The 18027-nt window shown below is 68.3% G+C and carries 13 protein-coding genes; 5 read left to right on the top strand and 8 right to left on the bottom strand.

Annotation, left to right across the window (positions count from 1 at the left end; all coding sequences use genetic code 11):
- Positions 1 to 17 precede the first annotated feature (17 nt).
- Entirely contained in the window at positions 18 to 1889 is a 1872-nt protein-coding gene (locus tag GF068_RS12790; protein ID WP_153819628.1) for a radical SAM protein, read from the top strand.
- Positions 1890 to 1986: 97 nt separating this feature from the next.
- On the opposite strand, the gene GF068_RS12795 is transcribed toward GF068_RS12790, so the two are convergent.
- From GF068_RS12795 to GF068_RS12805, 3 genes are all read right to left on the bottom strand, one after another.
- Entirely contained in the window at positions 1987 to 2400 is a 414-nt protein-coding gene (locus GF068_RS12795; RefSeq protein WP_153819629.1) for a hypothetical protein, read from the bottom strand.
- A 114-nt stretch (positions 2401 to 2514) separates the two neighbouring features.
- Positions 2515 to 3720 (bottom strand): hypothetical protein, encoded by a 1206-nt coding sequence (locus GF068_RS12800; RefSeq protein ID WP_153819630.1) that lies wholly within the window; start codon positions 3718 to 3720, stop codon positions 2515 to 2517.
- Positions 3721 to 3803: 83 nt separating this feature from the next.
- Positions 3804 to 5093 carry a DUF6688 domain-containing protein gene (locus GF068_RS12805; RefSeq protein ID WP_153819631.1) on the bottom strand — a complete coding sequence of 430 codons (1290 nt, stop codon included), beginning with the start codon at positions 5091 to 5093 and terminating at the stop codon, positions 3804 to 3806.
- 84 nt (positions 5094 to 5177) lie between these two features.
- Here GF068_RS12805 and murA point away from each other — a divergent pair, with 84 nt between their 5' ends.
- The 4 genes from murA to GF068_RS12825 all read left to right on the top strand — a co-directional run bounded on the left by murA (position 5178) and on the right by GF068_RS12825 (position 10872).
- Positions 5178 to 6449, top strand: a complete 1272-nt coding sequence (gene murA / locus GF068_RS12810) for a UDP-N-acetylglucosamine 1-carboxyvinyltransferase (protein WP_153819632.1) — start codon at positions 5178 to 5180, stop codon at positions 6447 to 6449.
- Entirely contained in the window at positions 6446 to 7087 is a 642-nt protein-coding gene (gene hisG, locus GF068_RS12815) for an ATP phosphoribosyltransferase (protein WP_338046353.1), read from the top strand. The genes murA and hisG overlap by 4 nt, the downstream gene beginning before the upstream one ends.
- A 63-nt stretch (positions 7088 to 7150) precedes the next feature.
- Entirely contained in the window at positions 7151 to 9433 is a 2283-nt protein-coding gene (locus GF068_RS12820) for an FG-GAP repeat domain-containing protein (protein WP_153819633.1), read from the top strand.
- Positions 9434 to 9468: 35 nt separating this feature from the next.
- Positions 9469 to 10872 carry an Ig-like domain-containing protein gene (locus GF068_RS12825; protein ID WP_153819634.1) on the top strand — a complete coding sequence of 468 codons (1404 nt, stop codon included), beginning with the start codon at positions 9469 to 9471 and terminating at the stop codon, positions 10870 to 10872.
- Here the strand turns inward: GF068_RS12825 and GF068_RS12830 are convergent, their stop codons facing one another.
- The 5 genes from GF068_RS12830 to hydA are packed head-to-tail and all read right to left on the bottom strand — an operon-like array spanning position 10873 to position 18003.
- Positions 10873 to 12306, bottom strand: a complete 1434-nt coding sequence (locus tag GF068_RS12830) for a hypothetical protein (protein ID WP_170319451.1) — start codon at positions 12304 to 12306, stop codon at positions 10873 to 10875.
- A 40-nt stretch (positions 12307 to 12346) separates the two neighbouring features.
- The gene (locus GF068_RS12835; protein ID WP_153819636.1) at positions 12347 to 13819 is read right to left on the bottom strand and encodes an NCS1 family nucleobase:cation symporter-1; all 1473 of its coding nucleotides are present in this window, start codon (positions 13817 to 13819) and stop codon (positions 12347 to 12349) included.
- Positions 13820 to 15241, bottom strand: coding sequence for an NAD-dependent dihydropyrimidine dehydrogenase subunit PreA (gene preA, locus GF068_RS12840; protein WP_153819637.1), 1422 nt, complete (start codon positions 15239 to 15241; stop codon positions 13820 to 13822). It abuts the gene before it with no gap.
- Between the two features lie 3 nt (positions 15242 to 15244).
- Complete coding sequence (locus GF068_RS12845) at positions 15245 to 16597, bottom strand: FAD-dependent oxidoreductase (RefSeq protein WP_153819638.1); 1353 nt, start codon at positions 16595 to 16597, stop codon at positions 15245 to 15247.
- Positions 16594 to 18003, bottom strand: coding sequence for a dihydropyrimidinase (gene hydA, locus GF068_RS12850; RefSeq protein ID WP_153819639.1), 1410 nt, complete (start codon positions 18001 to 18003; stop codon positions 16594 to 16596). The genes GF068_RS12845 and hydA overlap by 4 nt, the downstream gene beginning before the upstream one ends.
- Between the last annotated feature and the right edge of the window lie 24 nt (positions 18004 to 18027).

Below are 18027 nucleotides of genomic sequence, written 5' to 3' on the forward strand. Positions count from 1 at the left end.
GGGAGGAAACAGCAGCGATGTTGTCCGTGCGCCACCTGGAGAAATTCGTCACGGCCTCCGCGAACCGCGTCTGGCCGGTGATGCAGAGGCTGAACACGCTCGGCCCCGAGCCTTCGCCGTTTCAGCCTCGATGGAGCGACAAGCCCATCCCGCGCGGCAAGGAGCGGACGAAGCCGCCGCTCGGCTGGCCTCGGACGACGGACAGCTTGTGCCCGACCTGCGTGAAGGAGGCGCGGGCGGAGATCCTGCGCGGCGACGCGGACTTCACGAAGCTCATCACCGACAAGCCGGGCGAGATCAAGGCGCGCATCGTCGAGCGAGACGGCCAGATCCGGATGGAGAAGCAGTGCCCGAAGCACGGGCCCGTAAGCGACGTGATCTCGATCGACCCGAGGTTCCTCGAGCGGATCGAGAGCCTCTTCCAGGGCCGCGACGTGGCCATGACGCCCGACCGCATCCACCAGCACGGGTCGAGCAGCATCAAGTACGGCCGCGGCGCCGTGCTCACGGTCGACCTCACGAATCGCTGCAACATGATGTGCGATCCGTGCTTCATGGACGCGAATCAGGTCGGCTACGTGCACGAGCTCTCCTGGGAGGAGGTCCAGCAGATCCTCGACGACGCGGCCGAGGTGCGGCCGAGGCGGCAGATGTCGATCCAGTTCTCCGGCGGCGAGCCCACGCTCAGCCCGCATTTCCTCGACGCGATCCGCTACGCCCGCAAGAAGGGTTATTTCGCCGTGCAATGCGCGACGAACGGCCTCCGCTTCGCGCAGGAGCCCGGGTTTGCGAAGCAATGCAAGGAGGCGGGCCTGCGGATGGCCTACCTCCAGTTCGACGGCGTCACGAACGAGGCGAACAGCCACCGCAAGATCGGAAACCTCTACGACGTCAAGCTCCGGGCCATCGAGGAGCTCTCGGCGGCGGGGATCGACGTCATCCTGGTCGTGACCGTGGTCAATGGCGTCAACAACGACATGATCGGCCCGATCATCCAATTCGCCATCGAAAACGCCGACAAGGTCACGGTCGTCTCGTTCCAGCCCGTGAGCTTCACCGGGCGCGACGAGGACATCTCCGACGAGCTGCGCGAGAAGCAGCGCTACACCTTGAGCCACCTCGCGCACGACGTGGCGCGACAGACCGGCGTCACCGAGCCCTTGCGCGATTGGTTCCCGCTCTCGGCGCTCTCGCCGTTCGGCGACGTGGTCGACCTGCTCGACGGCCCGGACAAGGATTTTGGCCAGCTCAACTGCGGCTGTCACCCGAATTGCGGCATCGGCACGGTGCTCTTCGTCAACAAGAAGACGAAGCAGATGGTCCCCTTGCTCGAGTTCCTCGACATGGAGGGGATCCTGCGGGATTTCCGGGCGATCTTCGACGCGGGTCGGGGCTCGAAATGGACGAAGGCCCAGGTGCTCACGAGCATCCTCCGCCATTACAAGCCCGAGAAGGCGCCGCCCGGCTTCGACGTGAAGACGCTCCTCAAGCAGTTCATGAGCCAGACGGGCGCCGCGCACGCGGGCGAGAGCGACGCGAAGCAGTACGAGTGGCGCGTGCTCTTCGTCGCCGGCATGTGGTTCCAGGACCTCTTCAACTACGATTTCCGCCGGACGGAGATGTGCATCATCCCCTACGGCACGCAGATGGGCGAGATCAGCTTCTGCGCGTACAACACAGGCGTCGGCTGGCGCAACGTGCTCGAGAAGATCAAGGCGAACGCCACGGTCGCCGAATGGTACAAGAAATACGGCCGGCACCCGGTGTACGCGAAGAACAAGGACCTGCCCCTGCCCGAGTTCGACAACCCCCTCACCATCAAGGAGCACGATCTCGCCAGGCAGGAGCGCCAGAAGAAGGCCGTCCGGCTGCCGATCGTGCCGTCCTAGCCTGCGGCAGAGGCCTCCGCCACGCGCGGCGCGCGCCTCCGGGATCGCGCGTCGCGCGCCGCGCGGTATCGATGGATGATCCGCGCGCGCTCGCCCGTCACGTGAGCCTCTTCGCCCGCCTGATGATGCCCTCGAGGCGCCCCTCCTTCGACGCGAACCACGCCTCGACCTGCTGCATCGTCTGAAAAACGCCGGCGCCGTCGTCGGCGGCGTTGTGCGCGACCAGCGTCGCGAGCCCGTGTTGCCGCGGCGTCGAGACGAGCCACGCCGTACGGATCTGCCGTCGCCGCAAGAGCTTCTGGCACGTCCCGAGCCCCACGCGCGCCATCACCGTGAAATCCGTGAGCTCGCGGATGTCGAGCAACACGAGCCTCGTGGCCGCCTGGTTCGCGAGCACCTCCACGGCCTTCGCCGTGAGCTCCTCTGCGATCAGGTCCCCGAGCGCACCGCCGATCTCGATCGTGATCCGATCGGGCGGCGTCGTCGTGAACTGAAACCGATGTTGCGCCATGGCAGGGCAGCCCAGCATCATCCTACGCGAAGTGGTCGTCTCCCGACCACCTCGCGTCATCCATCCGAGCGGATTCCTTCGTTACAGGAATCTTCCGTCCGGAGTCCACTCACATCACGCGGGCTCGGGGCAGCCGTCGTCGTCGTCCGTGCCGTCCTCGTCTTCTTGTTCCTTGGGGCACTTGTCTTCGTTGTCCGGCACACCGTCGTCGTCGTTGTCGCCGTCGGGGCAACCGTCGTGGTCCTCGAACCCGTCCTTGTCCTCGGCGAGCTCGCGGCACTGATCGGCCTCGTCCGGCACACCATCCTGGTCGACGTCGGCCACGCGCGGGGCCCAGCCGATGCCGAGCATGACGCGTAGAGGCCCGGTGCCGACGCCGCCGAAAGCACCAAAGGAGACGCCGGCCAGGAGGGAAAAATCCCCGAGCTGGGCCCGCGCCCCGAGCCCCACCTCGAAGGCAGAGAGCGTGCGGTCCTGGAACGGCACCTTGGGGTAGAGGGGCAGGTGGCCGTTCGTCTCGACGAACACGGTGAAGCGCCCCGCGTCGTCGATGCCGAGGGCCTGCGGCCGGAAGGAGAGGCCGAAGGAGAAGGGGAGCTCGTGGCCGACGCGCTGGCGGCAGCCGTACGGATCGGTGAGGGGGATGTGGGCGCAGGCGAAACGTTCGGTCTCGGCGCGCAGCTTGACGCCCGCGGCGAGGTGAAAGCCGAGGACGAGGAGGCGGTACTCGGCGAGCAGGCGGGTGGTGCTGGTGACGGCGCCTTCCCCGAGGAAGGAGCCCCGATGCCCGGTGGGGACGGTGAACCGCTCGTGCAACCCGAGCGCGAAGCCGCCGAGGTCGCCGGCCGTGGGCGCGACGAGGACGAGCTTGCCGGTGAAGGCGAGGTCGCCGAGGGCCTGCTCGGGGATGTTGGTCTCTCCGAGGGTGGCGATGGAGTCGAAGTCGGGCGTGTCGCCGGTCTGGTAAACGGCGAATGGCAGGTTCGCGCCAAAGGAGAGGCGACCGAGCGCGCCGATGCCGACGACGAGGTCGCCGGTGAACTGCTGGCTGATGACGTCGAAGTAGTGCTCGGTCGTCGCGGGGTCGCGCAGGGTGATGGGGCGATGGGCGTACGAGCCGTACACGGCGAGGTTCCAGTCGCCGTGCGCCGGCACGGAGACGGGCTCGAGGAAGAGGCCGGCGCGCGGATCGGTGGAAGGACGGTACCCGCGCAGATCGAGCGAGGGCACGGGATCAGGCTCGATCGCCGCGGCAGGACGCGCAAGGAGCAGCGCGCCGAGGCCGAGGCCGAGCAGAAGTCGCGAAGAGAAGAAAGGCATGACGCGGGCGTAGGTTAGCCCAGGTGAAACCTCGAGGAAAAGGGGGCGGTGTTGGTCCGCGGCGTTCTTCGCCCCAAACGGATCTAGCGGTACATTCGGTCGATCCGGGCCTCCGGCGAGCGGGGATCGAGGAGGACGAGCGCCAGGTAAAACGCCCACTCGGCCGGCTTCATCACGAGGTAGACGATGTCCGACACCCACGCGGGGCGCAGGTGGTTGCAGATGGGGCGCGCGAGGAGGTCGTAGGTTCGCCGCGCCAAACGGCCGAAGCGGGGCCAGCGCTCGTGGAGCAGGTCCTCGAAGGCGTTCGCCACGGCGAGCTGGCGGTTGACCACGATGGGGACGCCGCCGCGCCGGCCCATCCGCAGCGGGCGCACGAGCCAGGAATGGCCCCGCGCGGCCACCGTGCAGAGGTAATGGCAACTGCCCGGGATCACCTCGACGGGCAGGCGCGAGAGCGTGTAGTCGCACGTCCGCGTGAAGACCTGGAGCGCGCCGGACGACTGGCCCAGCCAAACCGCCTGGAGGACGGCGTGCAGGCCGAGGAGGGCCGGGGACACGGCGAGGGCGCGGAGGAGCGTCGGGCGGTGGATTCTTTGGGGCAGAAACGATTGCGCCGGGACTTCGCGGTAGACGGCGAGCGGCTGGGCCTGCGCGACCGAACGCGCGTCCGCGCCTCGCAGGCGGAGCCGATGGCGGAGCTCGGCGCCGTAGAGGATCAGCGTGAGGACCGGGGACAAACACGGCAAGAAGGCCGGCGGAAAGGCGACGCCCGCGAGCACCCACTTGCCAAAATGCACGGCGAGCAGCGCATGGATGACCATCCCGGAGAGCAAACTCGCGTGCACGGAGAGCTCGGCGAGGGCCGGCTGCAAGGCCTGTGGCCTGCGGCGCGAGGCCACGTAGGCGAGCGCGGTGACGGCGTGAAACGCGAGCAGGCCAAAGACCTCGGGCTCGGCGAGCGGCCGGAAGAGGGCGCTGTTCTGCTCGCACTCGAGGACCTGGCAGCTCTCCTTCGCCATGTGGTTGTAGGCGAGTCCCCACGCGGGGAGGATGACCAAGACGAGCACCTCCACCCAGCCCAGGGCCGGCCCGCGCCCGCGCCTTCGAATGTTCCGGTAGAGCCAGACGACGACCCAGACCGCCCCCACGAGGCCAACGAGCGCGAGGGAGAGCGCCAAGCCGGTGCTGCCCGACGAGACGAACCCGATGAGGAGCGCGAGCAGCGGCGAGACGTAACCCGCCACGAGCAACGTCGCGAGGCCGGCGTCCGCGAGGCGGCTGTGCGTGGAGGGCGTCTCCGGGGGCGCCGTCGCGAGGGGGGCTTCTTCCGGTGAGCCTGGCTGCGCCGCTGTGGGTTCCTCGGGTTCCATGTGTGCGCTCCCGGACCCGATCCTACCCCGAGCCGCTCGCCAAACGTTCGCCTTTCCGCGCGAATCATGAGATGAGTCGGGGCCATGGACGTCATCCGGATTCGCGGTGGAAAGCAGCTTCATGGCAAGATCCGCATGAGCGGCGCGAAGAACGCGGCGCTGCCGATCCTGTGCGCGACGCTGCTCTCGGACGGCGAGAGCATCCTGCGGAACGTGCCGGCCCTCAGGGACATCGAGACCACGGGCGAGCTGCTCCGCGTGCTCGGGCGCAACGTGATGGTCGACCCGCCCCTCGTGCGCGTCGCCGGCGGCCCCGAGGCGAACCCCGAGGCCCCCTACGAGCTCGTCAAGCAGATGCGCGCCAGCGTGCTCGTGCTCGGGCCGCTCGTCGCGCGGTACGGCCGCGCCAAGGTGAGCCTGCCCGGCGGATGCCAGATCGGCTCACGCCCGGTCGACCAGCACCTGAAGGGCCTCGAGGCGCTCGGCGCGACGATCCGGCTCTCGAACGGCTACATCCACGCCGAGTGCACGCGGCTCAAGGGCGCCGAGGTCGTCTTCGACATGCCCACCGTGACGGGCACCGAGAACATCATGATGGCCGCGGCGCTCGCGAAGGGCCGGACCACGCTGGTCAACTGCGCCCGCGAGCCGGAGGTCGAGGAGCTCGGCCGCGTGCTCAACAAGATGGGCGCGCGCGTCGACGGCGCAGGCACGGACGTGATCCACATCGAGGGGCGCGACGAGCTCGACCCGTTCGACCACGCCATCATCTCGGACCGCATCGAGACGGGGACGTACATGGTCGCGGCCGCCGCCGCGGGCGGCGACGTGTTGCTCGAGAACGCGCCGCTCGAGGACCTCGAAGCGGTCGTGGCGAAGCTACGCGCGGCGGGCGTGGAGGTCGGGCGCGAGGGCGACTGCGTGCGCGTCCGCCGCGACCCGGACAAACCGCTGCGCGCGCTGGACGTGGTCACGGCGCCGCACCCGGGTTTCCCCACGGACATGCAGGCGCAGTTCATGGTGCTCATGTGCCTGGCGCGCGGGACGTCGCGGATCGTGGAGACGATCTTCGAGAACCGGTTCATGCACGTGCCCGAGCTCCGGCGCATGGGCGCGGAGATCGACACGGACGGGCACACGGCGCACGTGCACGGCGGCCGCCCGATCTCGGGCGCGAAGGTGATGGCCACGGACCTGCGCGCGAGCGCGTCGCTGGTGATCGCGGGGCTGCTCGCAACGGAAGGCGAGACCGAGGTCTTGCGCGTCTACCACCTCGATCGAGGTTACGAGTACATGGAACGCAAGCTCGCGACGCTCGGCGCGGACACGGCGCGGATCAAGGGGCAGCCGGGGTGAACGGGCGGCCGCTCTCGATCGCCGTCCCGAAAGGCCGCATCCTCAAGGCGCTCGCGCCCCTGTTTTCCCGCGCGGGGCTCGACGTGGGCCCGCTCGTCGCCGACGACCGAAGGCTCGTGCGCGACGACGCGGCGGGCCGCCTCCGGTACGTGTTCCTGAAGCCGGACGACGTGCCGACATACGTGGAGTACGGCGCGGTCGACCTCGGCATCGCGGGGCGCGACACGTTGCTCGAAAAGAAGGCGGACCTCTACACGCCGCTCGACCTCGGCATCGGCCGCTGCCGCCTCGCCGTGGCGGGGCCGCGGGGCAAGCGCGCGCCGGACGTGCCGCGCGTGGCGACGAAATACCCGCGCGTCACGGCCGAGTTTTTCGCGACAAGGGGGATCCAGGCCGAGGTGATCCCCGTCTCGGGCTCGGTCGAGCTCGGGCCGCTCGTGGGTTTGTCGGACCTGATCGTCGACGTGGTCGAGACGGGAAAGACCCTCGAAGAGAATGACCTCGAGGTGAGGGAGACCGTGGCCGAGGTGAGCACGATGCTCATCGCGAACCGCGCGGCCTACAAGCTACGCGCGGCGGAGATCCGGCCGCTCTGCGAGGCGATCGCGAGGGTCGTGGCCGAGGGGAGCGCGGTCTGATCCGGCGTTGACCTCGCGCTCGTCGGCGGCCTACGATCGCCGGTCGAAAGCGAGGCATCCATCATGAACATTCGCGGAAACGTGCGCTTCGCGGCGCTCGGGGCGCTCGGCTTGCTCGCGAGCGGCCTTGGGTTCGCGTGCGGCGGCGGCGGCAGCACGCCCTCGGGCGGGGGAAATACGGGCGGCGCCGGGGGCGCGGGCGGCAATACCGGCGGGATGGGCGGGGACGCGGGCTCGGGCGGCGACGTCTTCACGGACGCCGGCTGCCCCACGGCCCAGATATGCGGCGACACGTGTTGCCCCGCGGGCGAGACCTGCGCGCTCGGGACCACGTGCGCCCGCGAGCAGGCGCCCTGCGCGACGAACGACGATTGCTTGTTCGATAGCTACTGCCAGGACGGGCAATGCATCCCGTACGGCATCCCCGGCGCGCAGAGCAACGATCCGAGCTGCACGAGCCCGGTCGAGATCGGCGCGATCGTCCCCTCGGAGCAATGCCGCTGGACCGGGCCGCCCGCGGGCGACGCGCACCCGAATAGCTTCCAGGTGATGGCGACGCCGATCGTCGTCGATTTCGATTTCGACAGCGATCCGAACACGCTCTCGCCCTCCGTCGTCTTCACCTCGTTCCCCACGGCGGGCAGTTATTCGAACCCCGGCGTCCTCCGGGTGATCAGCGGGAAGGATTGCTCGCAGCAATGGAGCTTCGACGCCGCGGCGGACGCGACCATGTCGCCCGCGTCGGCGGCCGCCGGCGACCTCGACGGCGACGGCAAACCCGAGATCGTCGCGGCGCGCCACGGCGGCGGCGTCCTCGCCTTCAAGTTCGATCCGGCGACGAATACCTTCTCCCAGCTCTGGCGCTCCGGCACCTGCCCCGGCGGCTCCGGCCCGCCGTCCACGTTCGACACGACGGGCGGCAGCGACAAATGGAGCGGGCCTTCGATTCACGACCTCGACGACGACGGCAAGCCCGAGATCATCTATGGCGCCGCCGTCTACCGCGCCGACGGATGTCTCGCCTCGGACGCCCTCGGATTCCCGGCGTACAGCAAGGGCGTCGTCCCCGTCATCGCCGACGTCGACGAGGACGGGAAGATGGAGCTCGTGCTCGGCGATGGCATTCACGAGTGGAGCGCCGGCGGCTGGGTCGCGGAAGCCTATTTCGCGCCGGGCAACCTCGCCGCGGGCCAGGTGGCGGTCGCCGAGCTCGGCAGCTTCCCGCTCGACGCGTTCGGCGGGCAGGATCGCGCCGAGATCGTGGTCGTCTCGGCCGGCAGCGTCCGGGTGCAGACGCTCGCCGGCACCGTCGTCTTCGGGCCGGTCGTGATCCCGGGCGGCGGAACGGGTGGCCCTCCGACGATCGCCGATTTCGACGGGGATGGGCGGCGCGAGTTCGCGAGCGCGGGCGGATCGCAGTACGTGGTCTTCGATTTCGACTGCCTCGCGGGCGGCGACCCCGCGAAATGTGGGGGACAGGCGCCGAACAATGGCATCCTCTGGAGCCAGCCCTCGAAGGACGCGAGCTCGAACGTCACCGGGTCGAGCGTCTTCGATTTCGATTACGACGGCAAGGCCGAGGCCGTCTACGCCGACGAGTGTTTCCTCCGGGTCTACGACGGCTCCACGGGCAGCGTCATCTACAGCGTCGCGCGCACGTCGGGGACGACCTACGAGAACCCCGTGATCGTCGACGTGGACGGCGACTATCACACCGAGATCGTAACGGCGGTGAACGACTACGCGAACCTCAATTGCCCGGCCACGGATCCGCTCTACCCGAGCGCGGCGTCGCAAAACAACCACGGCATTTTGATCCTGCGCGACGAGCAGGAGCGCTGGGCGGCGTCGCGGCCCGTGTGGAATCAGCACGCTTATGCGGTCACGCACGTCGGCGACCACGGCGAGATCCCGAAGACCTCGAGCGTGGCGGTCAACTGGAAGGACGCGAAGCTCAACAATTTCCGCCAGAACGTGCAGGGCGACCTCGAGGCGCTCGGGCAGCCGGATCTCACGGCGGGCGGGGACGTCGGCGCGGTCAAATGCGTCGGGACTGTCGCCACGATCGAAGCCCGGGTATGCAACCGCGGCACGTTGCCCATGGTCAGCGGCACCGAGGTCACCTTCTATGACGGCTCGGCCATGGGGCCCGCGCTCTGCACGGCGCAAATCCCGACCGTGCTCGGCGTCTCGGAGTGCACGATCGTGAGCTGCGAGGCCGATCTCGGGGGCAAGAAGCTCGACATCTACGTGCGCGTCGACCCGCAGACGCAGACGCTCGAGTGCCACGAGAAGAACAACGACGCCCTCTACACGGGCGTCGAGTGCGGCGCCGTGCCGAATTGACGGAAGGCGTGTAGGATCCCTCCCCGGAGGTGATCATGCACGCCCGACGCTTCTCCTCGAAAAAGAGACCCTTCGCCGCCCTCGCTTTTGTCCTCGCCACGCTCGGCGCGACCGGCGCCGCCTCGGCCACCGGCATGCAAGGCCATATCTACATGGCCCAGTGCGCCGCCGAGCAGGTCACGGATCCGCGGCTCCGCGCTCTCTTCGACGCCCACCTGAACGACCTCTCGAACGGCGCCTTCTTCCCCGACTCCGGCTACACCGCGGACGACTACGATCAGGGCGAAATCCCGCACTGGGAGCAATACGTGCAAGGGTACGTCGAGCTCATCCGCGAGCGCTACGACAAACCCTTCGAGGACCCGGCGGCCGCGGCCCACGTCGCGTTCCTGATGGGGCTCGCGGCCCACGGGATCACCGATTCGACATTCGATTCGCTGCTCTACGAGCGCGCAGATCAGGTCGACCCGGGGGACATGGATACGTTCGACATGGCCATGGACATCTTCCTCGTCCACGACCACCCGCGGTATTACCTGCCCGAGATCGCCGTCGACGCGAAGACGCAGAGCGAGCTCTTCGAGCAGAAGATCAACCACCCCGTCGCCCCCGAGGCCATCGAGAAGGCCATGTCGACGGCCTGGTCGGGCCAGGCTGTCGTCGCCAAATTCCTCTACCTCGGCGCCGACGATTACGGAGAAAAGTTCCCCTGGGCCCGCGAGAGCCTGCGCGACCCGCGGACGCCCGGCGGTTATCCCTTCGGGGCCCGCGTGACCGCGGGGTATTACCGCGAGATTCTACGGCGCCTCGACGGCGGCACCTCGGCCGACGGCGTGGTCATCGGGGCCTATCCGGACGACGCCTATCCGCTCGCCACGCTCGACAACACGCGACCCGATGGGAAAATCGTCCTGTTCTTCGGCGAGGGAATGGACCGGGCGACGATCGACGACGCGGTCGTGGCCGTACGTGACGATGCGGGGAACGTGGTCCCGACGACCGTGAGCGTCTATCGCGGGGACACGTGGGCGAACGTCCTGCGAATCACGGCCGGCGCGCCCTGGCAGCCGTCCACGAAATACACGGCGACCCTGCACAAATCGATCAAGACGCTCTCCGGCGCCTCCCCGACCGAGGACCTCGTCTTTTCTTTCACCACGTGCAGCCCCGACGCGCCGAGCGGCGATTGCGCGGCCCCCGCCGGTCCGCCGCCGCCCTCGGCCTGCCCGAAGCTCGACGCGGCGTATTCGATGCGGCCCGAGGATCAGCCGCCGGAAGAGGAGGAGCCGCCGCCGCCGCCGCAGGTCAACCCCGTCCCGAAGGAAGAGAGCGGGTGCGCGGCGGCCCCGACGCGCCACGAGGCGAGCGCCGGGGCCCTGCTCGCGCTGGTCTTCGCGGGCACGGCCCTGCTCGCCCGGCGGCGCCGCCGGGAGCCCTGATCAGCCGCACATCCCGTTCGGCAAGCAACGCTCGCCGGCGCCGCATTGCGTGCCGCCGCAGGTGCACTGGCCATTACCCTCGCACGTGCCCGCCGAGCCGGCGTTACAATCGTCGTCGCCGTCGCAGCGGCAGACCGCGCCCGCGCAGGTGAAGCCAGTCGGGCACGCGCGGCCGCACGCGCCGCAATTGTTGACGTCGGTCGCCGGATCGACGCAGCCAGCCGGGTTCTGGCAGCAGAGGTTCCCGGCGGGGCACGCCGCGCCGCCATTGCACCGGCATGCGCCCATCCCGCAGAGCTCGCCCGCGGCGCAGACCGTCCCGCCACACGAGCAGAGCCCCGTACCAGCGTTGCACGAGGTGCTGCCGCCCCCGCCGCACTCCTGGTTGGAGGTGCACCCGCACACCTTCTGCGCGTCCGGACCACGATCACAATCGAGCCCGCCGCTGCAATCGTTGCCGCAGCCGCCGCAGTTGGTGTCGTTGTCCTCGACGTCGAGCTCGCAGCCGTTGTCCGCGCCCATCGCGGGCCGCGTGCAGTTGGCATGACCGATATCACACGTCGAGTCGCAGACGCCGCCCGCGCAGCTCTTCGAGGCGACGTTCGCCCCGGAGCAAGCGCGGCCGCAGGCGCCGCAATGGTCGACGCTCGTCGACGTGTCCGTCTCGCAGCCGTCCGTGGGGTCGTTGTTGCAATCGCCCGTGCCCGCCGCGCAGTCGAGCCCGCACATCCCGTTCGTGCAGGTCGCGAGCGCGCCGCCCGGACAAACGTTCCCGCACGAGCCGCAGTTCTGCAGGTCGGTCTGCACGTTCACCTCGCAGCCCGTGGCGTCCATCATGTCGCAGTCGTCGAACCCGGCGTCACACGCGGAGAGCGCGCACATGCCCATCGTGCACGCCTCGGACGCGTTCGCCAAATCGCAGACGTCGCCGCAGAAATTGCAGTCGAGCAGCGTGCCGAGCATCGTCTCGCAGCCGTCGGCGTTGTTCATGTTGCAATCGGCCGTGCCGGGCCCGCAGGGGTTCGCCTCGCAGCTGCCGTCATTGCACGTCTCGAACGTGGTGCAGGCCGTGCCACACGCGCCGCAGTTCTGCGTATCGGCGGCGGTGTTCACCTCGCATCCGGTCGCCCCCATCCCGTCGCAATCGGAGAAACCCGGATTGCAGGTGCCCACTGCGCAGGCGCCGCTCACGCACGCGGTCGTCGCATTGGCGACGCTGCACGGGGCGCAGCTATCGCCGCACCCGAAGGCCGGATCATCGGCGGAGACGCAGACGCCATTGCAGCTCTTCTCGCCGGTCGGACACGCGGCCGAGCCGCCATTTCCACCGCTGCCCCCCCTCGGCTCGAACTGATCAAAATCCTGGGTACAGCTCGCGACGCCCAGGCCCGCGAGGGCAAGGGCCATGAGGGCAGACAAAAGACCGAACCGCATCGACGCCTCCGTCGGGGGATGAACGCGACCCCGGCTACGATTATCCCGAGGCGCCCAAGGATCTCAATCTTTTTGTGCGCGCCCCGAACAGGTGGTGAAACAGCACATGGAGGCCGCCGGAGACGAGGAAGCCGACGAACCACGCATACGTGTAGACCGTCTTCAGGAAGCCGGGCACGACGTCCGCCATCGACGGCACGGCCGCGGCGAGGAAGCCGGGCAAATTGGGGAGCACGCCGAGGAGGAGCGCGACCATCGCAGGCCCATTGAAGCCGCCCTGATACTCGTAGGCGCCGCCGCGGCGATAAAGGTCGTCGACGTCGAGGTTCGTCCTGCGGATCAGGAAGTAATCGGCGATCATGATGCCGCCGATCGGGCCGAGCAGCGCAGAATACCCGACGAGCCAGGTGAAGATGTAATCACCCGACGTCGCCAGGAGCTTCCAGGGCATGATGAGCGCGCCGACGACGGCCGTGATCACGCCGCCCATCTTGTAGGAGATCTTCGCGGGCGCGAGGTTCGAGAAATCGTTCGCCGGCGAGACGACGTTCGCCGCGAGGTTCGTCGAGAGCGTCGCGACGGACAAACCCAGCATCGCGAAGAGGAGGACGAGCGCGCCGCCGACCCTGGCGAGCAGCGCGACCGGATCCCAGATCGTCTCGCCGAAGATGATCTTCGTCGCCGACGTCACAGCCACGCCGATGAACGAGAAGAGGATCATCGTCGGCGGCAGGCCGATCGCCTGGCCGATCGCCTGCTCCCGCTGGCTACGCGCATACCGCGTGAAATCGGGGATGTTGAGCGAGAGCGTCGCCCAGAACCCGACCATCGCCGTGAGCCCCGGCGCGAACTTCGCCCAGAAGGCGGCGCCCTCGAGCTTCGAAGGTTGCGAGAGGATCGGGCCGAACCCCCCGGCGCGGACGTACGCCCAGCCGAGCAGGAGCAGGCCCAATCCAATGAGGAACGGCGCCGCCCACGTCTCCAGGAACTTGATCGACTCGGTCCCGCGCAGGATGAAGAAGAGGTTGATGAGCCAGAAGACGACGAACCCGAGGAGCTCCCCCGGGTGCGCCGCGACAAACGAGGACTTCCACGCCGCCGAGCTCAGCATTTCGCCGACCGACGGGGCCAGGATCGAGAGGAGCTGCCAGAGCGCGAGCCCGCCGAACCACGTCTGGATGCCGAACCACCCGCACGCGACGAGCGCGCGGAGCACGGCCGGCACATTCGCGCCGAGCACGCCGAACGAGGCGCGCGCGAACACGGGGAACGGAATGCCGTACTTCGTGCCCGCGTGCGCGTTCAGCACCATCGGCACGAGGACGATCACGTTGCCGAGCGCGATGCAGCCGAGCGCCTCCGACCAGCTCATCCCCTGGTCGATGAGGCTCGACGCCATCTGGTACGTCGGAATGCAGACGGCCATCCCGACCCACAACGCCGCGAAATGCCAGAGACCCCAGGTGCGCTTGTCCGACGCCGTCGGCGCGAGGTCCTCGTTCGTGAGCGACATTCAGGTGCTCCGCTTGGCTCGCTCCATCTCCGTGACGTGAAGCCCGCCCGGCACGTAATCGGCGCCGCGATTGACGCGATCGTTCCAGCTCTCGTGCGGTTTGCCCGAGGGCACTTCCTTCATCGTGATGCAGCCGGAGACGGGGCAAACGAGCTGACAGAGATTGCAGCCGATGCACTCCTCCTCGTCGACGAACGGCACGCGTGAGCCGGGGGCGTGGGGGGCACCCCCACCGTGAACAGCCGCTCCGCCCTTCGCCACGACCGCGCGGTCGGGGATGAGCTTCGGGATGTGGGTGTGCCCCGCCTTGCGCGCCTCCTCCTCGGTGCGGCCGGGGAGGTGGATGCATTGATGCGCGCCGTCCATGCAGGCCGTGTAGCAGAGCTGGCAGCCGATACATTTATCGACCGAGATGTCCGCCACGACGCGATACCCGAGGTCGAGCTCGCCCCAGTTCTTGTATTGCGGCGCCGCCCGGCCCCGGAGGTCGAGGATCGATTTCATCCCCTTCGAATCGAGGAAATCGTTCAGGCCCTCGATCATGTCCTCGACGATGCGGTAGCCGTAATGCATGACCGCCGTGCAGACCTGCACGCTCGTGCAGCCGAGCGCGATGAACTCGGCCGCGTCGCGCCAGTTCGAGATGCCGCCGATCCCCGAGATCGGGAGCTTCGCGATGGCCGGGTGCCGCGTCAACTCGCCGACCATGTGCAGCGCGACGGGCTTCACCGCCGGGCCGCAATACCCGCCGTTCGTCGAGGCGTCGCCGACGCGCGGCAAGGGCACCATCCGGTCGAGGTCGATGGCCATGATCGACTTGATCGTGTTGATCAAGCTGATCCCGTGCGCGCCGCTCTCGAGCACCGCCTCGCCCGGCTCGACGATGTCCGTCACGTTCGGGCTGAGCTTCACGATGACCGGCTTCGTCGCGAATTCGACGGCCCAGCGCGCGATCTCCCGCAGGACCTTCGGCTCCGAGCTCACGGCCGAGCCCATCCCGCGCTCGCACATGCCGTGCGGGCAGCCGAAATTGAGCTCGTGGCCGTCCGAGCCCGCCTCCTCGGCGCGCTGGATGATCTCCTTCCACTCCTCCTTCGTCTCGACCATGAGCGAGGTGATGACCGCGTGGTTCGGATACCGGCGCTTGACCTCGCGAATCTCGCGCAGGTTCACCTCGAGCGGGCGATCGGTGATGAGCTCGATGTTGTTGAGCCCCATCATCCGCGTGTTTCCGTAATCGATGCCGCCGAAGCGGCTCGATACGTTGACGATCGGATTGCCGAGCGTCTTCCACACCGCGCCGCCCCAGCCGGCGTCGAAGGCGCGCATGACCTGGTCGCCCGTGTTCGTGGGCGGCGCCGAGGCGAGCCAGAACGGGTTCGGGCTCTTGATACCCGCAAAATTGATGGATAGATCTGCCATGTCTCAGGCTCCGCCCGTGAGGAACGCGTGCATGCTCGTGACCGCGATCTTCGCCTCGGCGACCGCGTTCACGACCTCCTTGCCGCCGTTGACGCAATCACCGGCGCTCCAGACCTTGGGGTTTCCGGTGCGACCCGTCTTCGGATCGACGATGACCCGGCCGCGCATGTCGAGCTCGACGCCCGGGAACGAGCGCGCGACCTCGGTCATGCGGCTCTGCCCCACCGCGACGACCACCATGTCCGCCTTGAGATCCTCCTCGGCGCCAGGGACGGGCTTCTTGTCCTCGGTCCGGACCACCCGGACGCCGATGACCTTGCCGACATTGTCCCGTAAAACCGCGACCGGCTGGCGCTCGCAGAGGACCTTCATGCCGTCGACCTTGCCGCTCGCGAGCTCGTGCTCGTACGCAGACATCTCGTGGTCGCCGCCGCGATACACCATCGTCGTGTCGATGCCGAGCAGCGCGAGCTCGTGCGCGATGTCGACGGCGGTGTTGCCGCCGCCGACGACGACGACCCGATCGACGCCCTTGAAGCGGAGCGTCGGGTCGGCCTTGAGCCGCTCGATGAGGTGCGTCGCGCCAACCACGCCGCCGCCGTCCTCGCCGGGGATCTTCAGCCGCGAATCCGGGCCGAGGCCGAGGCCGAGGAAGACCGCGTCGTACTGGTCGAGCAGCGCCGAGGCCGAGACCTCGTCGGGCGAGCCCGAGACGGCGACGATCTCCACGCCCTCGTAGAGCTCCACGTTGCCGAGCGAGAGCACCCAGGTGACCTCCTGGAGCGCCTCCTCGACCTTCATCTTGTAGGGCGCGATTCCCAGCGTATTGAGCCCGCCCGGCAGGAACTTCTTCTCGTAAATGGCCGCCGCGTGCCCCTCGAGCGCGAGCCAGCCGGCCGCCGCGATGCTCGCCGGGCCCGCGCCGACGAGCGCGATCCGCTTGCCCGTCGAGGGCTTCGGCGCAAAAAGCTGCGGATCCTCGGCGATCGCCTTCTCCACCGCGTACCGTTGCAGACGCCCGATCTTGATCGGATCACGACTCCAGTCGTTGTACACGCAGGCGCCTGCGCAGAGGACCTCCACCGGACAAACCTGCCCGCAGGACTTGCCGAGCAGGTTCTGCGTGAGAATCGTGCGCGCCGCGCCCTTCACGTTCCCCGTGCCGATCTTGCGAATGAACGTGGGGATGTCGATCGCGGTCGGGCAAGCCTTGATGCACGGCGCGTCCACGCAATACAGGCAACGGTTCGCTTCGGCGATGGCCTCGGCGTCGTCGTAGGGCGGCTTCTTGTCCTCGTAGAGGACCTCGAGCCTATCCCCCTCGACGTCCGGGATGTGCGGCGAATTGTGTTTCATCGAGCCTCCCTCACGGGCACCGGGAACGATTCGAGCTTGCGCGGGAGATAACGGCCCGCCCCGCGGACGACGTCGAGCTTGCCGTCCTTGTACTGGACGCGGCCGTGGACGATGGTCTGCGTCACCTTGCCCTTGACCTCGAATCCCTCGAAGATGTTGCGATCACAACGGTGGTGGTGCGTCTTCGCCGAGATCACGCCGCTGCCCTTCGGATCGAAGATCACGAGGTCGGCGTCGGCGCCCGGCACGATGGTGCCCTTGCGCGGATAGAGGCCGAAGATCTTCGCCGGCTGCGTGGAGAAGAGATCGACGAACCGGTTCACGTCGATGCGGCCCGCCTCGACGCCGTAAGTCCAGAGCAGGCCGAGGCGGTTCTCGATGCCCGCGGCGCCGTTCGGGATCTTCGTGAAATTCTCCCGGCCCATGTCCTTCTGGCCGACCTGGTTGAACGGGCAATGGTCCGTCGCGACGACCTGGATGAGCCCCGAGCCAATGCCGGCCCAGAGCGCCTCCTGGTGCCCCTTCGGCCGGATCGGCGGGCTCATGACGTACGCCGCGCCCTCGAAATCGGGCTTGTCGTAGACCGAGTCGTCGAGGAGCAGGTATTGCGGGCAGGTCTCCGCCAGCACGACCTGGCCGCGCCTCCGCGCGTCCATGACGGCGTCGAGCGCCTCGCGGCACGTGAGGTGCACGATGTAGATCGGCTCGCCGATCAAACGGGCCATCATGATCGCGCGGTTCGTCGCCTCGCCCTCGACGGGCGCGGGGCGCGAGAGGGCATGGTATTTCGGATCGAGCTTGCCCTCGGCCACGAGCTTCTTCTGCAAAGCGACGACGACGTCGCCGTGCTCGGCGTGCACCGTGACGAGCGCGCCGAGGTCCTTCGCCGTCTGCATGACCTGGATGAGCTCGACGTCGTCGACGCCGATCGCGCCGCGATAGGCCATGAACGTCTTGAAGGAGGGGATGCCCTCCTCGCGAACGCATTGCTCCATCTCGGATTTCGTGCGGTCGCCCCACCAGGTGACCGCCATGTGGAAGGCGTAATCGGCGACGGACTTCTTCGCCTTCTCCTTCCACATGGCGAGACCGTCGAGCAGATGCTGGCCGCGCGCCGGGATGACGAAATCGATGATCGACGTGGTGCCGCCGGCGACGCCCGCCGCCGTGCCCGTTTCGAAATCGTCGGAGCTCTCCGTGCCCATGAAGGGCAGCTCCATGTGCACGTGCGCGTCGATGCCGCCCGGGAAGACGAGCTGGCCCGAGGCGTCGATGACGACGTCGTCCGCGCCCTGCTTCACGAGCCCGGACCCGACCGCCACGATCTTGTCGCCATCGCAGTATACGTCACCGACAAACTTATCGGACGCGGTGACGATCTCGCCGTTCTTGATCAGGATGCCCATCTCGTCCTCCCGAACGCCCCTCGA

Origin of the sequence: Polyangium spumosum (assembly GCF_009649845.1) — a bacterium.
Lineage (GTDB): Bacteria > Myxococcota_A > Polyangia > Polyangiales > Polyangiaceae > Polyangium > Polyangium spumosum.